The sequence below is a fragment of the Rhodanobacter aciditrophus genome, from assembly GCF_050026795.1.
Lineage (GTDB): Bacteria > Pseudomonadota > Gammaproteobacteria > Xanthomonadales > Rhodanobacteraceae > Rhodanobacter_A.
Genome location: NZ_JALBWP010000012.1, coordinates 712,614 through 733,929 on the forward strand (window position 1 = coordinate 712,614; position 21,316 = coordinate 733,929).

A 21,316-nucleotide genomic window follows, 5' to 3' on the forward strand; every position below is an offset into this window, starting at 1 on the left:
GACCCGGCACCCGGGGCCGCTTCGAGTCGTGGATTCCACCGACGAAGACGGCGCGCTGTCAGCCGCATCGGCAGCCGTGGCCGATGCGCCGTAGCGCCACCATCATCGTCCGGCAAGCTGCACGGCCAGCCGTGCCCTCACTCCCGGCCACTCCTCCTGCAGGATGCTGTAGAAGGCCGTGTCCCGCGGCTTGCCGTTGGGTTCGATCTTGTCCTTTCGCAGGATGCCCTCGAACACCGCACCGATCTTTTCGAGCGCGCGCCGGGATCTGACGTTGTCGGCCTTGGCACGGAACTGGATCCGATTGACGCCGAGGGTTCCGAAACAATACTCGAGCAGGAGCAGCTTGCATTCGGTGTTGATGCCGCCGCCCCAGAATTCACTCGCAATCCAGGTGACTCCGATTTCGATCTTCCTGTCGTGCGGCAGGAAATCGAGCAACCGGGTGGTGCCGACAACCCGGCGGCTGCCGGCGAGACACACCAGCAACGGATAAGCGTTGCCGAGCGCCCGATCCTGCAACGCCGCCCTGAAGTTCGGGTAGAAGATGGCGGGATCGGAGTAATCCACCGACGTCAGCCGCCAGATGTCGCGATCGCGGCCGACGTCGAACAGTTCGGCCAGGGTTTCTTCTTCCACCGGTCGAAGTTCGACCAGGCGGCCTTTGAGGATGAGCGGATGTTCAAGTTGTCGGGCGTCCACGGTGCAACCGTTGCCTGTTCGATTCGAGCAATAGAGGGTGCGGCATATTGCGCACCTGTCGACTGGCTTTTCCGCGGCGCAAGCGAGGCGCCCGAAGGGCAAGACCGATGAGAGGCTCCCCGTAGCCGGGATCCGGCTTGCCTCGTGCCGATGTGGTCGCTTCCGACCGAAGGCGCCGCAAGACCCACGACCAGCGCCTCGCGCCGAAGCTGGCCAGTTGACCCGCGCTGCTAACGAGCGTTGCCAGTTCCCCTTGCCGCGACGTTGTCCACGCCCGACCGCAATGCGGGGGTGAGCCGTCGCAGGCTCGCGCGCGCCCGCACGCCTTGCCATCGAGCGGCGCGCAAGCACTGCCGCCCGGTGCCCGTTTGCGATGCATCCCTCGGGGTCATGTCATGGACCGCGGTGCGTCCATGCGCCCGGCGGACATGTCCATGCCGCGACCGCGTGGCGGCGTTCGTTGACCCAGATCAACCTCCCCGCTGCACAGGGTGGTCATCTGCCTGCATGCGTACCTCGATGCCCTCCCATCGCCGGCGGCCCCACGGGCGCCGGCGTCCCACGCGGAGATCACCACGGTGACCGGCGCGTCCGGCGCATGGGCGGGCCGCGTCGAGTCCGTGCAGGGTTCGGTGGTCGACGTCGCCTGCAACGATCCGCCGCTGTTGCGGCAAGCCCTGCTTGCGGGCACCGGGACATCGACGATCCATCTCGAAGTGCAGCAGGAGCTCGGCCCGGGACACGTCAGGACGCTGGCCCTGGGCCGGACCTCGGGCATGCGCCGCGGCGAGGCGGTCACCGACACGCAGGCGCCCGTGTGCGTCCCGGTGTGCCCGGAGGTGCTCGGGCGCCTGCTCGACGTCTTCGGCGCTCCGCTGGACGGAGGCGCAGCCATTCCCGGGGACCGGCGCCTGCCGATCACCGGGCACCCCGTCCCCCTCAGCGACACCAGGCCGCTCAGCGGCATCCTGGAGACGGGCATCAAGGTCATCGACCTGCTCTGCCCTTTCGCGCGCGGTGGCAAGACCGGGCTGTTCGGGGGCGCGGGGGTCGGCAAGACGGTGCTGATCACCGAGTTCATGCACGCCATCGTGCACCTGCATCGCGGCACCAACGTGTTCTGCGGCGTGGGCGAGCGCATCCGCGAAGGCCATGAGCTGTGGCACGACATGCGCGACGCCGGCGTGATGCCACACACCCTCATGGTGTTCGGCCAGATGGACGAGGTGCCCGGCGTGCGCTTTCGGGTCGGCCTTGCCGGCATCACCTATGCCGAATACCTGCGCGACACGCTGGGCGGCGACGTGCTGTTCCTGATGGACAACGCCTTCCGCTTCGCGCAGGCGGGCAGCGAGGTGTCCGGCCTGCTGGGCCGCATGCCGGCCACCGTGGGCTACCAGCCCACCCTGCTCTCGGAGATCGCGGAACTGGAGGAACGGATCTGCTCGACGCAGAGCGGCAGCATCACCTCGGTGCAGGCCGTGTACGTGCCGGCGGACGACATGACCGACCCGGCCGTGATCGCGATCCTCGCCCATCTCGACACCAGCGTGATCCTCTCGCGCGAGCAGGCGGCGCAAGGCATCTACCCTGCGGTGGATCCGCTGGCCTCGCGCAGCCGCCTGCTCGATCCTTCCGTCGTCGGTGCGCGCCATTACGGGGTCGCCACCCGGGTGCGCGAGCACCTCGCCCGCTACAAGGAACTGGAAGACGTCATCGCGATGCTGGGCATCGAGGCCCTGTCGGCGGTGGACCGCAAGCTGGTGCTGCGCGCGCGCCGGCTGCAACGCTACCTGTCGCAGCCGTTCGCGGTGGTCGCCGCGTCCACCGGCATCGCCGGCGCCAGCGTGCCGCTGGAGGGCACCCTGGCCGACTGCGAGGCATTGCTGGAGGGCCGCCACGACGACACGCCCGAGGCGCAGTGCTACATGCGCGGCCGGCTTCCGGGAGCCGGGGCATGAGCAGCTTCGACCTGCACCTGCTGAGTCCCCGCGCCGACGAGCGCATCGTCGGCGTGGCCGCGTTCGCGGGCGAGGATCCGAGCGGCCAGTTCGCCCTGCGCGCGCACCACGAATGCTTCGTCACGGCGCTGGTGCCGGGGCTGTCGCGGCTTCGCTACGACGATGGCCGCGTCGAATACCTGGCGCAGCCGGGGGGTGTCCTGTACTTCGCCGGGAATACCCTGACCTTCGCCGCGCGCGACTACCTGCGCAGCGACGACCTGCATGCCGTGAGCCGCGCACTGGAGGAACGTTTCGCCAGCGAAGAAGCGTCGCTCGGCCAGCTCCACGAGCAGCTGCGCCAGATGGAGCGCGAGATGTTCCGCCGGCTCTGGCGCCTGCAGCGGGAGCGCGCGCGATGACCACGCCGAACGACCGCCACTGGCATCGGTCGACGCTGCGCGAGGTGCGGCGCGCGGTGCGCGCGCAGCGCGAAAGGCAGGGGCTGATCGGCCAGTCGCTCTACCTCGGCACGCTCGGCCTGGTGTTCGTCCTGCCGGTGGTCGCCGCCACCTACATCGGGCTGTGGATCGACGAGAAGCTGCCCGGCTATTCGGTGCGCGGCACGCTGTCCGGCATCGTCGCCGGCATCGCGATCGGCGCGCTGAACGTCTACCTCATCATCAGGGAGCGGCCGTGATGGACGAGAACGGTACCCTCCTGCGCCTGGGCCCCTTGCTGATCACCAACGCGGTGGCGACGACCTGGGGCATCATGGCGGTGCTGGTGCTGGCCTGCTGGCTGGTGACGCGCCGCCTCGCGCTCTCGCCCAGCCGCTGGCAAAGCGTGCTGGAAGGCGCCGTGCTCGCCATGCAGGGAGCCATCGAAGACATCGCTCCCGGACAGTCGCAGCGCCTGCTGCCGTTCGTCGGAAGCCTGTGGATCTACCTGGTGTTCGCCAACCTCGCGGGGCTGATCCCGGGGCTGCATTCGCCGACCGGCCAGCTATCCGTCACCAGCGGCCTGGCCCTGCTGGTCTTCGCCGCCACGCACTGGTTCGGCATCCGCGAAGCCGGCTGGCTGCCGTACCTGCGCCACTACGTGCAGCCCAACCCGATCCTGCTTCCGTTCAACGTCATCAGCGAGCTGTCGCGCACGCTCGCGCTGGCGGTGCGCCTGTTCGGAAACATCATGAGTCTGGAAATGGCGGCGCTGCTGGTGCTGCTGGTGGCCGGCCTGCTGGTGCCGGTACCGCTGCTGATGCTGCACGTGGTGGAGGCGCTGGTGCAGGCCTACATCTTCGGCGTGCTGGCGCTCGTGTACATCGCCGGCGGCCTGGAATCCCATGCTGCCGTCCGTTCCGATGGAGACCCCGCATCATGAAAGACCTGAACCTGTTCGCCCTGTTTTCGACCGTGGGCGCGCTCGCGGCCATCGCCCTCGGCGTGATGTTTCCCGCCCTGGCCATGGGACGCGCGATAAGCCGGGCGCTGGATGCCCTGGCCCGCCAGCCCGAGGCCGAGAAGTCGATCCTGCGCGCCCTGTTCATCGGCCTGGCGATGGTGGAGTCGCTGGCCATCTACGTGCTGGTGATCGTGCTGATCGTGCTGTTCCGCAATCCGTTGCTGGCGTACCTGCTGAAGTAGGCGCGCGGCCATGGGCTTCGACTGGTCCACCTTCGTCCTGGAGACCATCAATTTCCTGGTGCTGGTCTGGCTGCTCCGGCACTTCCTCTACCGGCCGGTGCTGGCGATGATCGAGCAGCGCCAGCGCGCCGTGCAGCAGACCCTGGACGATGCGCAGAAGGCACGCGACGAGGCGCGTGCGCTACAGGCGGATTACCAGGCGCGCAACACCCAGTGGCAGGTCGAACTGGAACAGCGCCGCCAGGCGCTTGGCAAAGACCTGGAAGCGGAGCGGCAACGCCGCATGCAGGCGCTGCAGGCCGACCTGGCCGCCGAACAGCAACGCCAGCAGGCGCTGCGCAAGCACGAACAGGAAGCCTGCGAGCGAGCCGCCCAGACTCGCGCCGCCGGCCAGGCCGCCCGGTTCGCCTCGCGCCTGCTGCACGACCTCGCCACGCCGGCGCTGGCCCAGCGCATCTTCGAGGTGGCGCTGCGGGACCTGGCCGCGTTGCCGCCAGACCGCGTCGAGGCGCTGCACAGCGCGCTGGCGTCCGCCAGGGCCGTCGTCGTGCAGAGCAGCGCGCCCCTCGCGGCGGACCAGCGTGCCCGCCTCGAAGCGACGCTGGCCGCATGGGCCGCCACCCTGCCGGACATCCGGTACGCGGAAGACACCGCCCTGGTCTGCGGGTTGCGCATCCGCATCGATGCATGGGAGCTCGACGCCAGCATCGCAGGCGAACTGCGGGCCTTCGCCGAGGCGGACGGCCATGGCTGACGCCGCCTCGGCGCGTGCCCTCGACCGCCGCGAACAGTGGCTGGCCGACTACGGCTTCGGCCTGCGCGTCCACGAAAGCGGCACCGTCGTCTCGATCGGCGACGGCGTCGCCTGGCTGTCCGGCCTGCCCTCCGCGGCGCTGGACGACATCGTGTCCATCGAGGACGGTGGCGACGCCTTGATCTACCACCTCGAACCGGACAGGATCGGCGTCATCCTGCTCGACGCCGACAGCCGGCTGCGCGCCGGTGCGCGCGCCACGCTGAGCGGCCGCCAATTGCAGATCGGCGTGGGAGACGCCCTGCTGGGCCGCGTGGTCGACCCGCTGGGCCGCCCGCTGGACGGCGGCGAGGCACCGCGGACCGCCGCCATGCGCGCGCTCGACGACGTCTCGCCGCCGCTCATACATCGCGCCTTCGTGCAGCGGCCGCTGTACTCGGGCAACAAGATCGTCGACACGCTGATCCCCATCGGCCGTGGCCAGCGCCAGCTCATCATCGGCGACAACGGCACCGGCAAGAGCGCGCTGGCGCTGGACACCGTCCTTCGCCAGCAGGGCGAAGCCGTCCGCTGCGTCTACGTGCTGATCGGGCAGAAGCGCTCCGACGCGGCCAGCACCATTGCCGCACTGCGCGATCACGGCGCCTTGTCCTACTCCTCCGTGGTGGTGGCCGACGCCAACGCGCTGCCGGGCATGAAGTACCTGGCGCCCTTCGCCGGCTGCGCCATTGCCGAGGCCTGGATGGCGGCGGGTTGCGACACCCTGGTCGTCTACGACGACCTGAGCACGCACGCCAAGGCCTATCGCGAACTTTCGCTGCTGCTGCGCCGGCCGCCCGGGCGCGAGGCGTATCCCGGCGACATCTTCTACCTGCATGCACGCCTGCTGGAGCGTGCCACCGCGTTGTCGGCCGAACAGGGCGGCGGCAGCATGACCGCCCTGCCCCTGGTGGAGACCGAGCAGGGCGAGATCGCCGACTACATTCCCACCAACCTCATCTCGATCACCGACGGGCAGATCTTCCTGGACCAGCGCCTGTTCGCGCAGGGGCAGCTGCCGGCGATCGACGTGACGCGCTCGGTCTCGCGCATCGGCGGCAAGGCTCAGCACCCCGACATCCGCGACCAGGCCGGCCGGATCAAGCTGGATTACCTGCAGTTCCTCGAGCTGGAGGTATTCACGCGCTTCGGCGCCAAGCTCGAGGCCGGCGTGGAGGAACGCATCCGGCGCGGACGCGCATTGCGCCAGGCGCTGAAGCAGCCGCGCTTCGAGCCATGGCCCGCCGCCGCACAGATGGCCTGGCTGGTTGCCTACAACGAAGGCCTGCTGGAACGGATCGCCCCCGGCGACATGACGGCGGCCATGCAGCAACTGCTCGACCATTGCCGGCATGAGCAGGCGGCCGTCGGCGACCCGCCGGACCGCTGGCGCGAACGCGTGCATCGGTGGCTGGAGAAAGGCCATGGCGCGGTGGCGTGAACTGGGCCGCCACATCCAGGCGCTCGAGGACATCGGCACGATACTGTCGGCGATGCGCAGCCTCGCATTCATCGAGGCGCGCCGCATCGCCGAGGGAGCGGCGCGCCAGCAGGAAGCCGTATCCGCCATCCGCGTGGCGATCGACAACGTGGTCGCGCACTACCCCGGGGCCCGCCCCGGCGTGATGCCCTCGCGCGACGTGGTCGTCCTCGTTGGTTCGGAGCGCGGGTTGTGCGGCGACTTCGACGAGCGCATCGCCTCGCGGCTGGATGCCACCGGCCGCTCCGGCACAGTCGCCTGCATCGCGGTGGGCAGCCGGCTCGGCCAAGTGCTGGACGAACGGGGCGTGCCGCATCTTTCCGTCGCCGGCGCGGCCGTCAACGAGGACATCCCGGGCGTGATGTCCGACATCGTGGCCTCCATACAGGCATCCGCCCGGCGCGACCATGAGGCCACCGCCGGGCTGGTGGTCGTCCATCACGACGCGCAGGGCGAGGTGAACCGCGAGCGCATCCTGCCGGTGCCGGCGGCGCCAGCCAGCCGATGCTGGCCGCACAGGCCGCTGCTGCAGCTGCCGGCCCGCGACCTGCACCGCATCCTCATCGACCACTACGTGTTCGCCTCGCTGAACGCCCTTCTGCTCGCCTCGCTGCTGGCCGAGAATCGCCGCCGCCTCGACCAGATGAGCGCCGCGCTCGATCGGCTGCACGAGCGCGTGGGCGTGCTCGACCGCGGCCGGCGGCGCGCGCGGCAGGAGGCCATCACCGAAGAGATCGAGATCATCCTGCTGGGGCAAGGTGCGGCAGTCGCGGGCAACCGGGCGCCGGTTCCGAACGTCGTTCGGCGCGCCCCTTGAGGGACGATGCCCGCGCTGCCCCCCGGGCCTCCCCTGCCGAAGGTCACGTCAAACCGGCGGCGATGCCCCGGCATCCTACGCAGGCACATTCCAACCACTGGAGAGATCCCCATGCGCCGTGCCGTGCTTGCCCTCGCACTCCTGCTTCCGCTCGCCGCGACCGCGGCGGACAACGACATCAATCGCATCAGCGACGACATCCACGTCAAGGCCGGCCAGCACGCCGGCGACCTCAGCACCGTGAGCGGCGACGTGGAGGTGGGCGACCGCGCCGCGGTCGGGAAGGCCGCCACAGTCAGCGGCGCGGTGACGCTGGGTGCGCAGGCCCAGGCCCGCGAACTCGGCACGGTCAGCGGCGACATCCAGCTTGGCAGGGAATCCATCGTCGCTGGCGACGTGCGGAGCGTCAGCGGCAGCGTCCGCCTGGCGCAAGGCGCGCGGGTGCAGGGACACCTGTCCAACGTCAGCGATTCCATAATGCTGGACGACGCGCAGGTTGCCGGCGGCATCGAGACCGTGGCCGGCGACATCACGGTGGGCGCTGGATCGCGCGTCGAAGGCGGCATCCTGGTCGACCGGCCGAACCACGGCGCGATCCACTTCGGCAACGACCGTACGCCGCTGATCGTGATCGGCCCGCACGCAGTGGTGCGAGGCACGCTGGATTTCCGCCAGACGGTGGTCCTGAAGGTCAGCGACAGCGCGCAGATCGGGATGGTGAAGGGGGCCACGGTGGAGAAGTTCAGCGGCGCGACGCCGTAACCCGCGCGCCAGGCCGGGCGGCATCGCTCCGTCCATTGCCCGGCACGGGGCAGCGCGAAGGGCGGCCCGCACGACGCCGCCGGCCCTGCCGCGCCTTCGCGCAGGGAGGTGGCGCCGGTGCGCGGTCGCGCCATCGCGGCGCGGCCGGGCGGTCGCCGCGGGCTGTCCTTCCCAGGGGCCGGGGCGTTTCTTTATGCTGGCGGCCCCTCCCGACCACGGCACCCACATGTCCGCATCCACCGAGCAACCGGAGCACCTGCGGCGCAGCCTCTCCAACCGCCACCTGCAGTTGATCGCGCTCGGCGGCGCCATCGGCACCGGCCTGTTCATGGGCTCGGGCAAGACGATCAGCCTCGCCGGGCCGTCGATCCTGCTGGTGTACCTGATCATCGGCGTAATGCTGTTCTTCGTGATGCGGGCGATGGGCGAGCTGCTGCTGTCGAACCTGGAGTACAAGTCGTTCATCGACTTCTCCACCGACCTGCTGGGGCCGTGGGCCGGGTTCTTCTGCGGCTGGACGTACTGGTTCTGCTGGATCGTCACCGCGATCGCCGAGGTGATCGCGATCTCCTCCTACACGCAGTTCTGGCTGCCGCAGCTCGCGCCGTGGATACCGGCGCTGCTGTGCGTGCTGCTGCTGCTCGGCCTGAACCTGACGACGGTGAAGATGTTCGGCGAGCTGGAATTCTGGTTCGCGCTGATCAAGGTCGTGGCGATCTGCGCGCTGATCGTGGTCGGCGGCGCGCTGGTGCTGTGGGGCTTCCATTCGCCGGCCGGCAACCGGGCCTCGCTGGCCAACCTGTGGAACGACGGCGGCTTTTTCCCGCATGGGTTGTCGGGATTCTTCGCCGGCTTCCAGATCGCGGTGTTCGCCTTCGTCGGCATCGAGCTGGTCGGCACCACCGCCGCGGAAACCGCGGACCCGCGGCGCAACCTGCCGAAGGCGATCAACTCGATCCCGGTGCGCATCATCATCTTCTACGTGCTGGCGCTGGCGGCGATCATGGTGGTGACGCCGTGGCACCTGGTGGCGCCGGACAAGAGCCCGTTCGTGGAGCTGTTCGTGCTGGCCGGCGTGCCGGCGGCGGCCAGCCTGATCAACTTCGTGGTGCTGACCTCGGCCACCTCGTCGGCCAACAGCGGCATCTTCTCCACCAGCCGCATGCTGTACGGCCTGGCCGACGAGAGCCATGCGCCGAAGGCGTTCGCCCACCTGTCGAAAGCGGCGGTGCCGTCGCTGGGCCTGCTGTTCTCCTGCTTCTGCCTGCTGCTGGGCGCGGCGCTGATCTACCTCGTGCCCAACCTGATGACCGCGTTCACGCTGGTCACCACGCTGTCCGCGGTGCTGTTCATGTTCGTGTGGTCGCTGATCCTGTGCGCGTACATGGCCTACCGGCGCAAGCGCCCGCAGCTGCACGCCGACTCTGCGTACAAGATGCCCGGCGGCGTATTCATGTGCTGGGCGTGCCTGGCGTTCTTCGCGTTCGTGCTGGTGCTGCTCTGCCTGCAGTCCGACACCCGTGCCGCCCTGCTGGCCAGCCCGGTGTGGTTCGTGCTGCTGGGGATCGGCTACGCATGGAAGAACCGGCGCGCCGGCAAGCCCGCCGTCGAAACGGGCTGAGCGCGTCCACCGTAGCGCGGCCGCAAGCAAGGTAGAACGGTGCGGCATCGACGGCCTGATCCACGGCCGTGGTATCCCGGCGACGGCACCCACGAGAACCGCAACGGGACGAGCCTGGACCGCTCCGCCGCGGAAACGGCGCCACGCCACACACCTGATTGCGCGAACCGCCGGCTGCCGCCGCTCCTGGACGAAGGACGGCGCCGACCGGCGGCGACGTGGCCGGGAGCAGCCAGCTGGTCGAGCGGCGCGACGCGCACATCCGCATGCCCTACGCCGGGAACACCGCGCTGCGCCGGGTCCAGGATGCCGGCCTCACCGGGCACCTGCTGTACCTGGCCAAACGGGCCTTCGTGCGTTTCCGCAAATGGCGCGCGCACGGCCTTGCGGCTCCTGCTAACGTGCCGCGACGCCAACCATCCGGGGAGAAAACCATGCGCCACCATCTTGCCGCCGCCGTCGCGCTGGCGCTCGGCCTCGCCTCGATACCGGCCTTTGCCGCGCAGGACAAGCCCACGCCCAGCGCGAAGGAGATTCTGGCGGCGTCGCAGCCGTCCGAATGGCGCACGCCCGACCCCGACAACCTGCTCTACATGCAGCTGCCCGCCGGCCGCGTGGTGATCGAGCTGGCGCCGGACTTCACCCCGCTGCACGCAGCCAACATCCGCACCCTGGTGCGCGGGCACTACTTCGATGGGCTGTCGATCAACCGCGTGCAGGACAACTTCGTGGCGCAGTGGGACGATCCGGAGAGCGACGGCGACCGCCCCGACCCGAAGAAGCTCAAGCCGCTGGGCCGGGCGCAGCGCACCCTGCCGCCGGAATACACCCGCGCGATCGATCCGAAGCTGCCGTGGACGCCGCTGCCCGACGGTGACGTGTACGCGCCGGAGGCGGGCTTCGTCGAAGGCTTCCCGGCCGCGCGCGATCCCGCCACCGGCCGCGAATGGCTCACCCACTGCTATGGCGCGGTGGGCGTGGCGCGCGACATCGCGCCGGACAGCGGCAACGGCAGCTCGCTGTACGCGGTGATCGGCCAGGCGCCGCGCGCGTTGGACCGCAACCTCGCCATCGCCGGCCGCGTGCTGGAAGGCATGCCGCTGCTGTCCAGCCTGCCGCGCGGCCCCGCGCCGATGGGCTTCTACACCCGGGCCTCGCAGCGCGTGCCCATCCTCTCGGTGCGGCTCGCTTCCGAACTGCCGCCGGCGCAACGTGCGGACATCCGGGTGCTGCGCACCGACAGCGCCACCTTCGCCAAACTGGTCGAGGCCAAGCGCAACCGCCGCGACGCGTTCTACACCGTGCCCGCAGGCAAGGTGAACCTGTGCAGCATCGACATCCCGGTGCGCGACGGCGGCAAGCCGGTAATTCCCTGATCGTGACCACCACCCCGGCCGGATAACCGTATCCGAACATCCGCGCCGGCCGGTGGGGTTATCGTGGCTGCCGGCAAACCACGGTCCGGCCATCGATGTCGCTGAACGACAACCTGCATCTGCTGCGTGCCTGGCTGCGCGACCCGCGCAGCGTGGGCGCGCTGGCGCCGTCCGGCCCCGCGCTGGCGCGGCTGATGACCGCCCATGTCGACCGTGCACACGGCCCGGTGATCGAACTGGGCCCCGGCACCGGCGTGTTCACCCGCGCCCTGCTGGAACGCGGCCTGCCGGGACACCGGCTGGTGCTGGTGGAGACCGACGCCGTGCTGGCCGCCACGCTGGCGCAACGCTATCCGCATGCCCGCGTGCTGCGCATGGACGCCGCGCGGCTGGGCCGGGCCTCGCCGCTGTTCGGCGACGAACGCGCCAGTGCCGTGATCAGCGGCCTGCCGCTGCGGTCGATCCCGGCCGACAAGGTCGCCGCCATCGTCGAGGGCGTGTTCGAGCGCCAGCTGCAGGCCGACGGCGCGCTCTACCAGTTCACCTACGGCCTGCGCTGCCCGGTGCCGCGTGCGCTGCGGCAGCGGCTGGAGCTGCAGGCCGAACGCGTCGGCGGCGCCTGGCTCAATCTGCCGCCGGCGTGGGTCTGGCGCATTCGGCGCAGGGGCTGACTCGCCCGGGTTGGCGCGCTCTCGTTCGTTTGCGGGTTGTGGCGGGGAGCTGAGCGGTTTGGGGCGCTTGTCGCTGCGGACGAGGTGGTTTCGGACGCCTGGCGCAAGCAACAAGGCGGTTTCGGTCGCCTGACGTTGGGGACAAGGCGGTTTCGGGCGCCTGCCGGCGCCCGAGTCCCTTCTCTTTGCTGGCCCACGCCGCTGCAGGAGCGGTGGCGAACGGTGAAGCCGGCCCGAAGGGCGGAGGGCAGGATGCCCGGAGTCAAGAGAAGGAACCAAGAGAAATGGCCTGATTCGATCCGCCGGAACTACAAGCAGGCTGTGTCGAGGGCTTGGGAGCCACTCCCGCCTATGCGATAGACGTGGCGGCCACCCCGCGACGTATCTGGGAACTGAGGGGGCAAAGCCTCGCAGCGCTGCGCGCTGCTTTGGCTTTGGCTTTGCCGTTGCCTCTGCGCGCTGGGAGCGCGCTGCTTCTCCGGGGCCCCTGGGCGGCGGTGAGGCGGGGACGAGCAGGCCGCGCAGCGGGCGTTGCCATGGACGGCAACGCCTTTTCGCGCGGGCAGGAGCCCGCTCGAAAAGCCCGGCCCCGCCTCACGCACTCGCAGGGCAGGATGCCCGCAGAGCGCCGCCCCGGGGTGTCGTTTCCTCTTGGTTACTTCTCCTTTGGACAAGCAAAGGAGAAGTAACTCGGGCCGCGGCAGCGGCACGAAATCGCCTTGTCCCTTGCGCCAGGCGGACGAAACCGCTTCGTCGCCCGCAAGAAGCATGAGCGCCATGCCCCCAACCGCGCTTGCGGGAACCCACCCCGGGAGTTGCAAACGACATATCTACGATATATCGTATCTTTGTCATTTCGATATATCGGGAGCCGCCATGCGCATGCACCACTTCTTCAGTCACCTCCGCCACCACCATCACCACGACTTCCCCATGGACCAGGGCGGGCACGGCTGCCACGCCGGCCGCCACGGCCCGTTCGGCGAGCACCACGGCGGCGGCGCCTTCGGCGGCTGGGACGGGCTGCGCGGTGGCGGCCGACGCGGCGGCGGCGGGCGCATGTTCGGCCACGGCGACCTCAAGCTGCTGCTGCTGGCGCTGATCGAGCAGCAGCCGCGCCACGGCTACGAGCTGATCCGCATCATCGAGGAGATGTTCCACGGCCAGTACACGCCCAGTCCCGGCGCGATCTACCCCACGCTCGCCATGCTGGAGGACATGGGCTACGCGCAAGTGGAGAGCGAGGCAGGCAACCGCAAGCTGTACGCCATCACCGAGGCTGGCCGCGCCTTCCTCAACGAGAACCGCGCCGCGGTGGACGCGGCGACCTCGCGCACCGAACACAGCGCGCGCCTCGCGGCGAAGATGGCCGCGCCGATGGCGGTGCGCAAGGCGATGCACGCGCTGAAGCATGCCCTGCTGATGCGCACGGGCTGGGACAAGGCCGAGGCGGAGCGCGTGGCCGCGATCCTGCAGCGCGCGGCCAGCGAGGTCGCCGCCGGCAAATCGCACGATTGAACGGTACACGCCGCACCCCGCGGCGGCCCTCTCCATGCGCCAGCCATCGCCAGCGCCCGCCCCACGAGGTAACCACGATGGTCCTTCATGCCCATCAGCGCCTGCGCCACGACATCGTGCTCCGCAGGCTCGAAGTGCTGCGCGTCGAGCGCCTCACCCCGCACATGCAGCGGGTAACGCTCGGCGGTCCCGGATTGCAAGGCTTCCACAGCGCCGCGCCCGACGATCACGTGAAGCTGTTCTTTCCCAACCGCGAGGGCGAACTGGTGCTGCCCGCACTGGGCGCGAACGGCCTGGAGTTTCCGACCGGCCGCGAGCCGTCGCCGATGCGCGACTACACCCCGCGTCGCCATGATGCCGCGCGCGGCGAACTGGTCGTCGATTTCGTGCTGCATGGCGACGGCATCGCCGCCCGCTGGGCGGCACAGGCGTCGCCCGGCCAGCATCTCGGCGCCGGCGGCCCGCGCGGCTCCTTCGTGCTGGCCGCCGACTTCGAGCGCTACGTGCTGGTAGGCGACGAGAGCGCCCTGCCCGCGATCGGCCGCCGGCTGGAAGAGATGCCCGCCGGCGCGCACGCCATCGCGCTGATCGAGCTGCCCGGGGCAGCGGATCGCCAGCCGCTGCACTCGCGTGCCGATGTCGAGATCCAATGGCTCGAACGCCACGGCGAACCTGCCCCGGACAGCCGCCGGCTGGAACAGGCACTGCACGCGCTGCCGGGCGTCGAAGGCGACAGCTTCTACTGGATCGCCGCCGAATCGGGCCGCGCCCGCGCCATGCGCCAATGGCTGGACCAGCGCGGCGTGCCGAAGGACTGGATCAGGGCCACCGGCTATTGGAAGGCCGGCGTGGACGACGACGATTGATCCCTCGCGGCATCCGCAAGTGAACGCACCGTAAGCGGAGCCCGGCCGTCACCACGAAACCTTGCCGCGCCATCGGTTATCGGTAGGCCATCGCCACCACCGGCCGCGCCATGGCCGCAGGAGACGGCATGAAACGCAGGCACAAGCTGCTGGCATGGATCGTCGGCATACCGGTGACCCTGCTCATCGTGCTGGTTTCCGCGCTGGTGACAATGCTGTCGCTGTTCAACTGGAACAAGCTGAAGCCCACCATCGACGCGCAGGCCAGCACGGCGATCGGCCGCCCGTTCGCGATCGACGGCAACCTCGGCGTGCAGTGGATGCGCGAGCCGCGATCGCAGGGCTGGCGCGCGTGGGTGCCGTGGCCGCACATCGTGGCGCAGGACATTTCCATCGCGAACCCGGCATGGGCGAAGCAGCCGCAGTTCGCGCATCTCGACGCGGTGCGCTTCAGCCTCTCGCCGCTGGATCTGCTGCGGCACCGTGTGCGCATCCCCACCCTGCAACTGGTGAACCCCAGCGTGGACCTGGAGCGCGACAAGCAGGGCCACGACAACTGGACGTTCGAGCTGCCGCAAAACAGCACGCCCTCCGCGTGGACGGTGGATCTCGGCGCCATCGGCTTCGACGCCGGCCGGATCGCACTGGACGACGCCGTCGGCCGCGTGCACGTCCACGCTCGCATCGAACCGCTGCAGCAGGCGATTCCCTACGACCAGATCGTGGCGCAGGCGACGGCGGACGCGCGCACGCAGGCGATCAGCAGCGCCGGGCGCGGCGCTGCCAAGGCGATGGCCAAAGGGCACGGACAGGACCGGCCCGACGATGCGGCCGCGCGGCAATCCAGCTACCAGTTCGCCTGGACCGCGCAGGGCCGCTACCAGGGCGCGCCGCTGGACGGCGGCGGCAGGATCGGCGCCGTGCTGGCGCTGCAGCAGGCCGACCGGCCGTTCCCGCTGCAGGCGAAGCTGCGCATCGGCGACACCCACATCGCCCTGGTCGGCACGCTCACCGATCCCCTGCACCTCGGCGCGCTGGACCTGCGCCTGTGGCTGGCCGGCTCAAGCATGGCGAAGCTCTACCCCATCCTCGGCGTGACCCTGCCCGACACGCCGCCCTACGCCACCCGCGGCCGGCTCGCCGCCACGCTGGGGCGCCACGGCAGCCGCTTCGCCTATCACGGTTTCCACGCACGCGTGGGCGGCAGCGACCTCGCCGGCGATGCCGACTACGTCACCGGCGGCGCACGCCCCAAGCTCAGCGGCAAGGTACAGGCCACGCAGCTGCGCTTCGCCGACCTCGCGCCGCTGGTCGGCGGCAGCGGCTCCAGCACCACCGTGCCGCCGCCCGCCGCCTCGGATCGCGTGCTGCCAATGCAGGCCTTCCGCACCGACCGCTGGAAGGCGATGGACGCCGACGTGGACTTCTCCGCCGGGCGCATCGAACACGGCCCGTCGCTGCCGATCCAGTCGCTGTCCACGCATCTGGTGATGGACGACGGCACGCTCACGCTGGACCCGCTGCTCTTCCGCGCGGCCGGCGGCCAGGTGGCTGGCATGCTGCGGCTCGACGGCAACGCCGCGCCGATGCGCGGCACGCTGAAGCTGGGCGTGCGTCGCCTGCGCATCGAGCAGTTGTCGCAGCGCTTCGCGGCGATGCATACCAGCCTCGGCGAGATCAACGGCGACGCTACGCTGGACGCGCGCGGCAATTCCGTCGCCGCCCTGCTCGGCAGCGCCAGCGGCCAGCTGAAGCTGCTGATGGACAACGGCGCGATCAGCCGCAACCTGCTGGAAACGGCCGGCCTCAACGTGGGCAACATCGTGCTCGGCAAGCTGTTCGGCGACCGGACGGTGAAGATCGACTGCGCCGCCAGCGACTTCGCGGCACAGGACGGCCTGTTCCGCACGCGGCTGTTCGTGTTCGACACGCAGGACGCGCTGATCGACGTGAAAGGCACGGTGAATTTCGCCGACGAAAAGCTGGACCTTGACGTGATCCCCCACACCAAGGGCCTGCGCGTGCTGTCGCTGCGCTCGCCGCTGTACGTGCGCGGCACGTTCAAGCAGCCCGATGTGGGCGTGCACGCCGGCCCGCTGCTGGCGCGCGGCGCCGGCGCGGTGGCGCTGGGCGTGGTCGCCGCCCCCGCGGCCGCGCTGCTGGCGCTGGTGGCTCCCAGCCACGACACCGGCAACGCCAACACCTGCACCACGGTCCTGCAGCGGTTGCGCAACTCCACCCGGCGCTGAACCGTTGCGATCGTCCCTGATCGCGAGCCTCAATCGGACGGCCATCCCTGGCCACACTCTTCCATGCCAGGGCAGGTGGGTGCAGCGTAGAATGCCGCGTCTCCCATCGATGCGCCCCCATGCAAGCCACCAGCCAGGCCCGCCTGCAGATCCACTTCTGCGTGCTGTTGTGGGGCTTCACCGCGATCCTCGGCAAGCTGATCACCCTGCCCGCGCTGCCGCTGGTGTGGTGGCGCATGCTGCTGGTGACCGCCGCGCTGCTCCTGATGCCGCGGGTGTGGCGCGGCCTGGCTGCGATGCCGCCGCGGCTGCGTTTTGCCTATGCCGGCATCGGCGTGCTGGTGTCGCTGCACTGGCTCACCTTCTACGCCGCGATCAAGCTGGCCAACGCCTCGGTGGGTGCCACCTGCATCGCGCTGGGGCCGGTGTTCCTGGCCTTCGTGGAACCGTGGATCGCGAAGCGCAGCTTCGATCCGCGCGAGCTGCTGGTCGGCGTGGCCGTGGTGCCGGGCGTGGCGATGGTGGTGGGCGGCGTGCCCCACGGCATGCGCCTCGGCATCGCGGTGGGCGTGCTGTCCGCGCTGTTCGTGGCACTGTTCGGTTCGCTCAACAAGCGCCTGGTGGAACACGGCGATCCGCTCACCGTCACCTGCATCGAACTGGGCACCGGCGCCGCCTTCCTCACCCTGCTGGCGCCGCTGCTTCCGCACGCCGGTGCCGCCTTCGTGCTGCCGAATGCCCATGATGCGCTGCTGCTGCTCGCACTGGCCTTCGGCTGCACCCTCTTGCCGTTCGCGCTGGCGCTGGTGGCGCTGCGCCACCTGAGCGCGTTCGGCACGCAGATGGTGACGAACCTGGAACCGGTCTACGCGATCGTGCTGGCGATGCTGCTGCTCGGCGAGCAGCGACAGCTCGACGGCTGGTTCTACGGCGGCGTGGCGGTGATCCTCGTGGCAGTGTTCGCGCATCCGCTGCTGGGGCGCAGGCAGCAACTAACTGGCCAGCCGGAGTTGCTCGGGACGGCCGAGAGCCACGGCATCGTGGAGTAGCACATGGCGTGACCGGGGTCGGCAGGCCTGTGGCGGGGATGGCCACGCCAAGGTGGGCGATGAAGGCGCGAGCCTCGGCCGGAACGCGCAGGCCGCTGCAGACCTCATCGAGAACGGCGACACCCCGCACCGCCGCATCACCGCGGCTTACCGCGCGGGCGGGGATTCTGTCGTGCCGTCCATGCCGGAATGACCGGCGTCGGCGTGGTCGTGCCCCATGTCCATGTCCTCGTCCGGCGGCGCCTTGGCCACGATGGCCTTGTACTCAGCCGGCGTCATGCCCGGCAGCTTTTCGAGGAAGGCCACCATGCTCCAGATGGTGGGATCGTCGTGGCCGGCCATCCCCCACGCGGGCATCGCGCTCATCTTGATGCCGTGCTTGATCACCCAGAACGCCACCTTCGGATCGACGCGTACCTTGGCAAGATCGGGCGGCTGCGGGTACATGCCCACGCGCAGTTCGGAATCGTCCATGCCGGGTGCGAGGTGGCAGCCGGTGCACATGGCGGCGTACTGGCCCGCCCCCTTGAGGATCAGCTGCGGGTCATTGAGATCGGGAACCTTGATGTCCTCCGCGCGCCGATGGATCGAACGCTCGCGCAAGGTCTGCAACAGGTCGAAGACCGGCCGGGTGTGATGGTCGTCCGCGCCGATGTCGTAGAGGCCGGAGTAGACGAAGACCCCGGTGCCCGCGGCCAGGATCGCCAGCATCGCGGCGACGGCCAGGCTGTGTTGTTTGATGCGTGGTTTCATCTTGGCACTCCCTCAGAACCAGATGCGGAGGCCGGCCACCCACTGCCGGCCGAAGATACTTTGGTGATGGTCGCGGGCGAAACCGGCCGTGCCGCCGAAGCGGCGTACCCACACCACGCCAAGGTAAGGGGCGAACTGCCGGCGGACCTCGTAGCGCAGGCGCAGGCCGAACCGGGCGTCGGACACCCCGCTGCCGAGGTGCCGTGCCGGATCGGATCGGCCATAGGCGTTGACCTCGAACTCCGGCTGCAGGATCAGCCGCTGCGTGAACGGCAGTTCGTACTCCGCGCGCAGGCGGGCCGCGGTTCGCCCGCTGGGTCCAAGGTAGGCGGTGGCCTCCAGCTCGAACCAGTACGGCGCCAGGCCCTGGATGCCGAAGGCGGCCCAATCGCGCGCAGGCCCTTCGCCCAGGTCCTGGCGCAGGCCGAGCTGCGTATCCCAGAACGTTGCGACGGCATGGCTCCACAGCAGCTCGGCGTCGCCGTCCTCGATGCGGCGGCGGCTGCGCTCACCTTCGCTGCGCACCCACAGCTTGTCGCTGTCGTTGCCGTACCAGCCCTGCAGCTCCCAGGCTTGCCCATTGCCGTCGTTGCCGTGGAACGCCTCCAACTGGTCGAAGCGCAACATGCCCAGCGGTGCGGCGTCGCGCATGTCCATGCCGGGCATGGCGCCGTAGCCGATGCCGTCGGAATAGTCGGGGCTACGCGCGCCCGGCGGCGCGCTGCCGCCCTGCATGGGCCCCATCGGCATGCCGGCCATCGCGCCCTGCGCGTGCGACGCGCGGCCCGCAGCAGGCATCGCCGCGTGATCCATGTCCTGCATCGCCTCCGGTCGCATGCCTGGCATCGCGTGCGGACTCACGCCTTCCGTGTTCGCGGTGGCAGCCGGCCGGACCGGCGGCGCCTCCGGCATCGTGTCGTGGCTCATGCCGGGCATGGTGCCCATCGGCGCCGTGGCGCCATGGCTGGTGGCCGGCATGTGGTGCACGGGCTTTGCGGACGGCTTTCGACGGCGCTTGCGTGCCTTGGCTGCGGCGGCCAGCATGGGGACGCTGGCCGATGCCGCCGGCATGGACATGCCGCTGCGGCTCATGTCCATGCCGGGCATCGAACTCATGTCAGTCGTCGCCGAACTGCTGGCCGTGGCGGGCGTCGTCTGCACGGCGGCCACGGCGGGCGCAAGCAGCAGCCCCGCCGCCAGCCACAGGGAATGCCGCAAGGCAGTGATGGTGGTCGACCGGTGCCGGCTCATGACACCACCACCTCGCGCATCATCCCCGCCTCCATGTGGTAGAGCATGTGGCAGTGGTAGGCCCAGCGCCCCGGCGCGTCGGCCGTCACGCCATAGGCCACGCGCTGCGCCGGCTGCACGTTGACGGTGTGCTTGCGCACCTGGAAGCCGCCGTCGGGATTCTCCAGCTCGCTCCACATGCCGTGCAGGTGGATGGGGTGGTTCATCATGGTGTCGTTGACCAGCACGATGCGCAGCCGCTCTCCGGCGCGGAAATGGATGGGCTTGGCATCGGAGAACTTCACGCCGTCGAAGGACCACATGTAGCGATCCATGTTGCCGGTGAGGTGCAGCTCGATCTCGCGACCCGGTTCGCGCGGGTCGAGGGAGCCGCCGAGCGTGTGCAGGTCGGCATAGGTGAGCACACGGCGGCCGTTGCCGCGCAGGCCCGCGCCCGGGTCGTCGAGGTTGCTGCGCGGCGTGTCCACGCGCATGTCCACGCCGGGGCCGTACTCGGTACGGGCGTGGTGCACGGCCGCTGCGGCGGCCGTGGCGGCCCTGTCCATGCCGGCCATCCCCGGCATCGCGCCGTGGTCGTGCGCGCCACCCTGCGCCATCGCCCCCATCATGTCCTGCATGCCCAGCCAGACGAGCGGATCCGGCGCGGGCACGTCCGCCTGCATGCCGGGCCGCGGCGCCAGCGTGCCGCGGGCGTAGCCGCTGCGATCGATGGACTGCGCGAACAGCGTATAGGCGCGATCCTCCCTGGGCTGCACGATCACGTCGCAGGTCTCGGCCACGGCGATGCGGAACTCGTCCACGCTCACCGGCTCCACGTCCTGGCCGTCGGCGGCGACCACCGTCATCTCCAGTCCGGGGATACGCACGTCGAAGAAGCTCATCGACGAGCCGTTGATGAAACGCAGCCGCACCTTCTCGCCGGGTCTGAACAGGCCGGTCCAGTTGCCGGCCGGCGTCCGGCCGTTCACCAGGTAGGTATAGGTGTGTCCCGACACGTCGCTGTAGTCGGTCGGGTTCATGCGCATCCGCTCCCACATCCGGCGCCGGGCCAGTGCCTGCTCCAGCCCATGCTCGCGCACGTCGCGGAAGAAGTCCGGCGCGGTGGGCATGGCGAAGTTGTAGTAGTCGCTCTGCCGCTTCAGCGTGGCGAAGATGTGCGCGGGATCGTCGTCGGACCAGTCGCCCAGCATCACCACGTAGTCGCGGTCGGCGGGAAAGCGTTCGCCGCGTGCGGGCTCGATCACCAGCGGGCCGTACAGGCCGGTCTGTTCCTGGAAGCCGGAATGGCTGTGGTACCAGTAGGTGCCGCTCTGCCGCACGGGGAAGCGGTAGGTGAAGCTTTCGCCCGGCGCGATGCCCGGAAAACTGATGCCGGGCACGCCGTCCATGCCGAACGGCAGCAGGATGCCATGCCAGTGGATCGAGGTCGGCACGCGCAGGCGGTTGCTCACCTTGAGCGTCACCGTGTCGCCCTCGCGCCAGCGCAGCAGCGGCGCGGGCAGCTGGCCATTCACCACGGTGGCGAGGCGCTTGCGGCCCGTGAAATCCACCGGCAACTCGGCGACGGACAGCTCGAAATGCGTGCCGCGCAATTCGCGACGTGTCACGGTGGCCTGTGCCGGCGCGGTGCCGGCGCGCAACCCCAGCCCGGCGGCCACGCCGCCCAGCGCGAGGCCTTGCACGAAACGTCGGCGCGACAGCCGCACGTCGCGCGGATCCTGCGTGTTCATTCTTCACTCCTGCGCGGAATCACCGGGATTCCGCCTGGCGTTGGCGCGCAGATGGCAACGGGCGCGCGACATGCGGTCAGCCGAACGGGTCG

At 69.9% G+C, this 21,316-nt stretch carries 20 protein-coding genes; 16 read left to right on the forward strand and 4 right to left on the reverse strand.

The window, feature by feature from the left end; genetic code table 11:
• Positions 1-102 precede the first annotated feature (102 nt).
• Complete coding sequence (locus ACQGNW_RS16400) at positions 103-702, reverse strand: GNAT family N-acetyltransferase (protein WP_426664335.1); 600 nt, start codon at positions 700-702, stop codon at positions 103-105.
• 578 nt (positions 703-1,280) lie between these two features.
• Between ACQGNW_RS16400 and atpD the strand changes: the two genes are divergently transcribed.
• The 16 genes from atpD to ACQGNW_RS16480 all read left to right on the forward strand — a co-directional run bounded on the left by atpD (position 1,281) and on the right by ACQGNW_RS16480 (position 17,490).
• Positions 1,281-2,663: a F0F1 ATP synthase subunit beta gene (gene atpD / locus ACQGNW_RS16405; protein WP_426664337.1), complete on the forward strand. Its 1,383-nt coding sequence runs from the start codon at positions 1,281-1,283 to the stop codon at positions 2,661-2,663.
• Positions 2,660-3,064 (forward strand): F0F1 ATP synthase subunit delta/epsilon, encoded by a 405-nt coding sequence (locus ACQGNW_RS16410; protein ID WP_426664339.1) that lies wholly within the window; start codon positions 2,660-2,662, stop codon positions 3,062-3,064. Before atpD ends, ACQGNW_RS16410 begins: the two co-directional genes overlap by 4 nt.
• Positions 3,061-3,342 (forward strand): AtpZ/AtpI family protein, encoded by a 282-nt coding sequence (locus ACQGNW_RS16415; RefSeq protein ID WP_426664341.1) that lies wholly within the window; start codon positions 3,061-3,063, stop codon positions 3,340-3,342. Before ACQGNW_RS16410 ends, ACQGNW_RS16415 begins: the two co-directional genes overlap by 4 nt.
• Positions 3,342-4,025, forward strand: a complete 684-nt coding sequence (locus tag ACQGNW_RS16420; protein WP_426664343.1) for a F0F1 ATP synthase subunit A — start codon at positions 3,342-3,344, stop codon at positions 4,023-4,025. Before ACQGNW_RS16415 ends, ACQGNW_RS16420 begins: the two co-directional genes overlap by 1 nt.
• Positions 4,022-4,288, forward strand: a complete 267-nt coding sequence (locus ACQGNW_RS16425; RefSeq protein ID WP_426664345.1) for an ATP synthase subunit c family protein — start codon at positions 4,022-4,024, stop codon at positions 4,286-4,288. The genes ACQGNW_RS16420 and ACQGNW_RS16425 overlap by 4 nt, the downstream gene beginning before the upstream one ends.
• Positions 4,289-4,298: 10 nt before the next feature.
• Positions 4,299-5,042: a F0F1 ATP synthase subunit delta gene (locus ACQGNW_RS16430; protein ID WP_426664347.1), complete on the forward strand. Its 744-nt coding sequence runs from the start codon at positions 4,299-4,301 to the stop codon at positions 5,040-5,042.
• A complete protein-coding gene (locus ACQGNW_RS16435) occupies positions 5,035-6,522 on the forward strand; it encodes a F0F1 ATP synthase subunit alpha (RefSeq protein ID WP_426664349.1) in 1,488 nt (495 codons plus the stop codon). The genes ACQGNW_RS16430 and ACQGNW_RS16435 overlap by 8 nt, the downstream gene beginning before the upstream one ends.
• Positions 6,506-7,378 (forward strand): F0F1 ATP synthase subunit gamma, encoded by an 873-nt coding sequence (locus ACQGNW_RS16440; RefSeq protein WP_426664350.1) that lies wholly within the window; start codon positions 6,506-6,508, stop codon positions 7,376-7,378. The genes ACQGNW_RS16435 and ACQGNW_RS16440 overlap by 17 nt, the downstream gene beginning before the upstream one ends.
• Before the next feature lie 111 nt (positions 7,379-7,489).
• Positions 7,490-8,140 carry a DUF4097 family beta strand repeat-containing protein gene (locus tag ACQGNW_RS16445; RefSeq protein ID WP_426664351.1) on the forward strand — a complete coding sequence of 217 codons (651 nt, stop codon included), beginning with the start codon at positions 7,490-7,492 and terminating at the stop codon, positions 8,138-8,140.
• 226 nt (positions 8,141-8,366) lie between these two features.
• The gene (gene cycA / locus ACQGNW_RS16450) at positions 8,367-9,761 is read left to right on the forward strand and encodes a D-serine/D-alanine/glycine transporter (protein ID WP_426664353.1); all 1,395 of its coding nucleotides are present in this window, start codon (positions 8,367-8,369) and stop codon (positions 9,759-9,761) included.
• A 434-nt stretch (positions 9,762-10,195) separates the two neighbouring features.
• On the forward strand, positions 10,196-11,137 hold the full coding sequence (locus ACQGNW_RS16455; RefSeq protein ID WP_426664355.1) for a peptidylprolyl isomerase: 942 nt from the start codon (positions 10,196-10,198) through the stop codon (positions 11,135-11,137).
• Between the two features lie 95 nt (positions 11,138-11,232).
• Positions 11,233-11,808, forward strand: a complete 576-nt coding sequence (locus tag ACQGNW_RS16460; protein WP_426664357.1) for a class I SAM-dependent methyltransferase — start codon at positions 11,233-11,235, stop codon at positions 11,806-11,808.
• An 876-nt stretch (positions 11,809-12,684) separates the two neighbouring features.
• Positions 12,685-13,326: a PadR family transcriptional regulator gene (locus tag ACQGNW_RS16465; RefSeq protein ID WP_426664358.1), complete on the forward strand. Its 642-nt coding sequence runs from the start codon at positions 12,685-12,687 to the stop codon at positions 13,324-13,326.
• A 77-nt stretch (positions 13,327-13,403) separates the two neighbouring features.
• The gene (locus ACQGNW_RS16470; protein ID WP_426664360.1) at positions 13,404-14,192 is read left to right on the forward strand and encodes a siderophore-interacting protein; all 789 of its coding nucleotides are present in this window, start codon (positions 13,404-13,406) and stop codon (positions 14,190-14,192) included.
• Between the two features lie 128 nt (positions 14,193-14,320).
• Positions 14,321-16,441, forward strand: a complete 2,121-nt coding sequence (locus ACQGNW_RS16475; RefSeq protein WP_426664362.1) for an AsmA family protein — start codon at positions 14,321-14,323, stop codon at positions 16,439-16,441.
• A 119-nt stretch (positions 16,442-16,560) separates the two neighbouring features.
• A complete protein-coding gene (locus tag ACQGNW_RS16480) occupies positions 16,561-17,490 on the forward strand; it encodes a DMT family transporter (protein WP_426664364.1) in 930 nt (309 codons plus the stop codon).
• A 147-nt stretch (positions 17,491-17,637) separates the two neighbouring features.
• On the opposite strand, the gene ACQGNW_RS16485 is transcribed toward ACQGNW_RS16480, so the two are convergent.
• Genes ACQGNW_RS16485 through ACQGNW_RS16495 form a run of 3 tightly spaced genes read right to left on the reverse strand, consistent with a single transcriptional unit; the run spans position 17,638 to position 21,224 of the window.
• Positions 17,638-18,243: a c-type cytochrome gene (locus ACQGNW_RS16485; RefSeq protein WP_426664366.1), complete on the reverse strand. Its 606-nt coding sequence runs from the start codon at positions 18,241-18,243 to the stop codon at positions 17,638-17,640.
• Positions 18,244-18,255: 12 nt separating this feature from the next.
• Positions 18,256-19,494 carry a copper resistance protein B gene (locus ACQGNW_RS16490; protein WP_426664368.1) on the reverse strand — a complete coding sequence of 413 codons (1,239 nt, stop codon included), beginning with the start codon at positions 19,492-19,494 and terminating at the stop codon, positions 18,256-18,258.
• A complete protein-coding gene (locus tag ACQGNW_RS16495; protein ID WP_426664370.1) occupies positions 19,491-21,224 on the reverse strand; it encodes a copper resistance system multicopper oxidase in 1,734 nt (577 codons plus the stop codon). Before ACQGNW_RS16495 ends, ACQGNW_RS16490 begins: the two co-directional genes overlap by 4 nt.
• Positions 21,225-21,316: the final 92 nt, after the last annotated feature.

What these genes read in the sequence shown, in the direction of transcription:
- ACQGNW_RS16410 (WP_426664339.1), top strand. Translation starts at nt 2,660, where the DNA reads ATGAGCAGCTTCGACCTGCACCTGCTGAGTCCCCGCGCCGACGAGCGC.
- ACQGNW_RS16415 (WP_426664341.1), top strand. Translation starts at nt 3,061, where the DNA reads ATGACCACGCCGAACGACCGCCACTGGCATCGGTCGACGCTGCGCGAG.
- ACQGNW_RS16420 (WP_426664343.1), top strand. Translation starts at nt 3,342, where the DNA reads ATGGACGAGAACGGTACCCTCCTGCGCCTGGGCCCCTTGCTGATCACC.
- ACQGNW_RS16425 (WP_426664345.1), top strand. Translation starts at nt 4,022, where the DNA reads ATGAAAGACCTGAACCTGTTCGCCCTGTTTTCGACCGTGGGCGCGCTC.
- ACQGNW_RS16430 (WP_426664347.1), top strand. Translation starts at nt 4,299, where the DNA reads ATGGGCTTCGACTGGTCCACCTTCGTCCTGGAGACCATCAATTTCCTG.
- ACQGNW_RS16435 (WP_426664349.1), top strand. Translation starts at nt 5,035, where the DNA reads ATGGCTGACGCCGCCTCGGCGCGTGCCCTCGACCGCCGCGAACAGTGG.
- ACQGNW_RS16440 (WP_426664350.1), top strand. Translation starts at nt 6,506, where the DNA reads ATGGCGCGGTGGCGTGAACTGGGCCGCCACATCCAGGCGCTCGAGGAC.
- ACQGNW_RS16445 (WP_426664351.1), top strand. Translation starts at nt 7,490, where the DNA reads ATGCGCCGTGCCGTGCTTGCCCTCGCACTCCTGCTTCCGCTCGCCGCG.
- cycA (WP_426664353.1), top strand. Translation starts at nt 8,367, where the DNA reads ATGTCCGCATCCACCGAGCAACCGGAGCACCTGCGGCGCAGCCTCTCC.
- ACQGNW_RS16455 (WP_426664355.1), top strand. Translation starts at nt 10,196, where the DNA reads ATGCGCCACCATCTTGCCGCCGCCGTCGCGCTGGCGCTCGGCCTCGCC.
- ACQGNW_RS16460 (WP_426664357.1), top strand. Translation starts at nt 11,233, where the DNA reads ATGTCGCTGAACGACAACCTGCATCTGCTGCGTGCCTGGCTGCGCGAC.
- ACQGNW_RS16465 (WP_426664358.1), top strand. Translation starts at nt 12,685, where the DNA reads ATGCGCATGCACCACTTCTTCAGTCACCTCCGCCACCACCATCACCAC.
- ACQGNW_RS16470 (WP_426664360.1), top strand. Translation starts at nt 13,404, where the DNA reads ATGGTCCTTCATGCCCATCAGCGCCTGCGCCACGACATCGTGCTCCGC.
- ACQGNW_RS16475 (WP_426664362.1), top strand. Translation starts at nt 14,321, where the DNA reads ATGAAACGCAGGCACAAGCTGCTGGCATGGATCGTCGGCATACCGGTG.
- ACQGNW_RS16480 (WP_426664364.1), top strand. Translation starts at nt 16,561, where the DNA reads ATGCAAGCCACCAGCCAGGCCCGCCTGCAGATCCACTTCTGCGTGCTG.
- ACQGNW_RS16485 (WP_426664366.1), bottom strand. Translation starts at nt 18,243, where the DNA reads ATGAAACCACGCATCAAACAACACAGCCTGGCCGTCGCCGCGATGCTG.
- ACQGNW_RS16490 (WP_426664368.1), bottom strand. Translation starts at nt 19,494, where the DNA reads ATGAGCCGGCACCGGTCGACCACCATCACTGCCTTGCGGCATTCCCTG.
- ACQGNW_RS16495 (WP_426664370.1), bottom strand. Translation starts at nt 21,224, where the DNA reads ATGAACACGCAGGATCCGCGCGACGTGCGGCTGTCGCGCCGACGTTTC.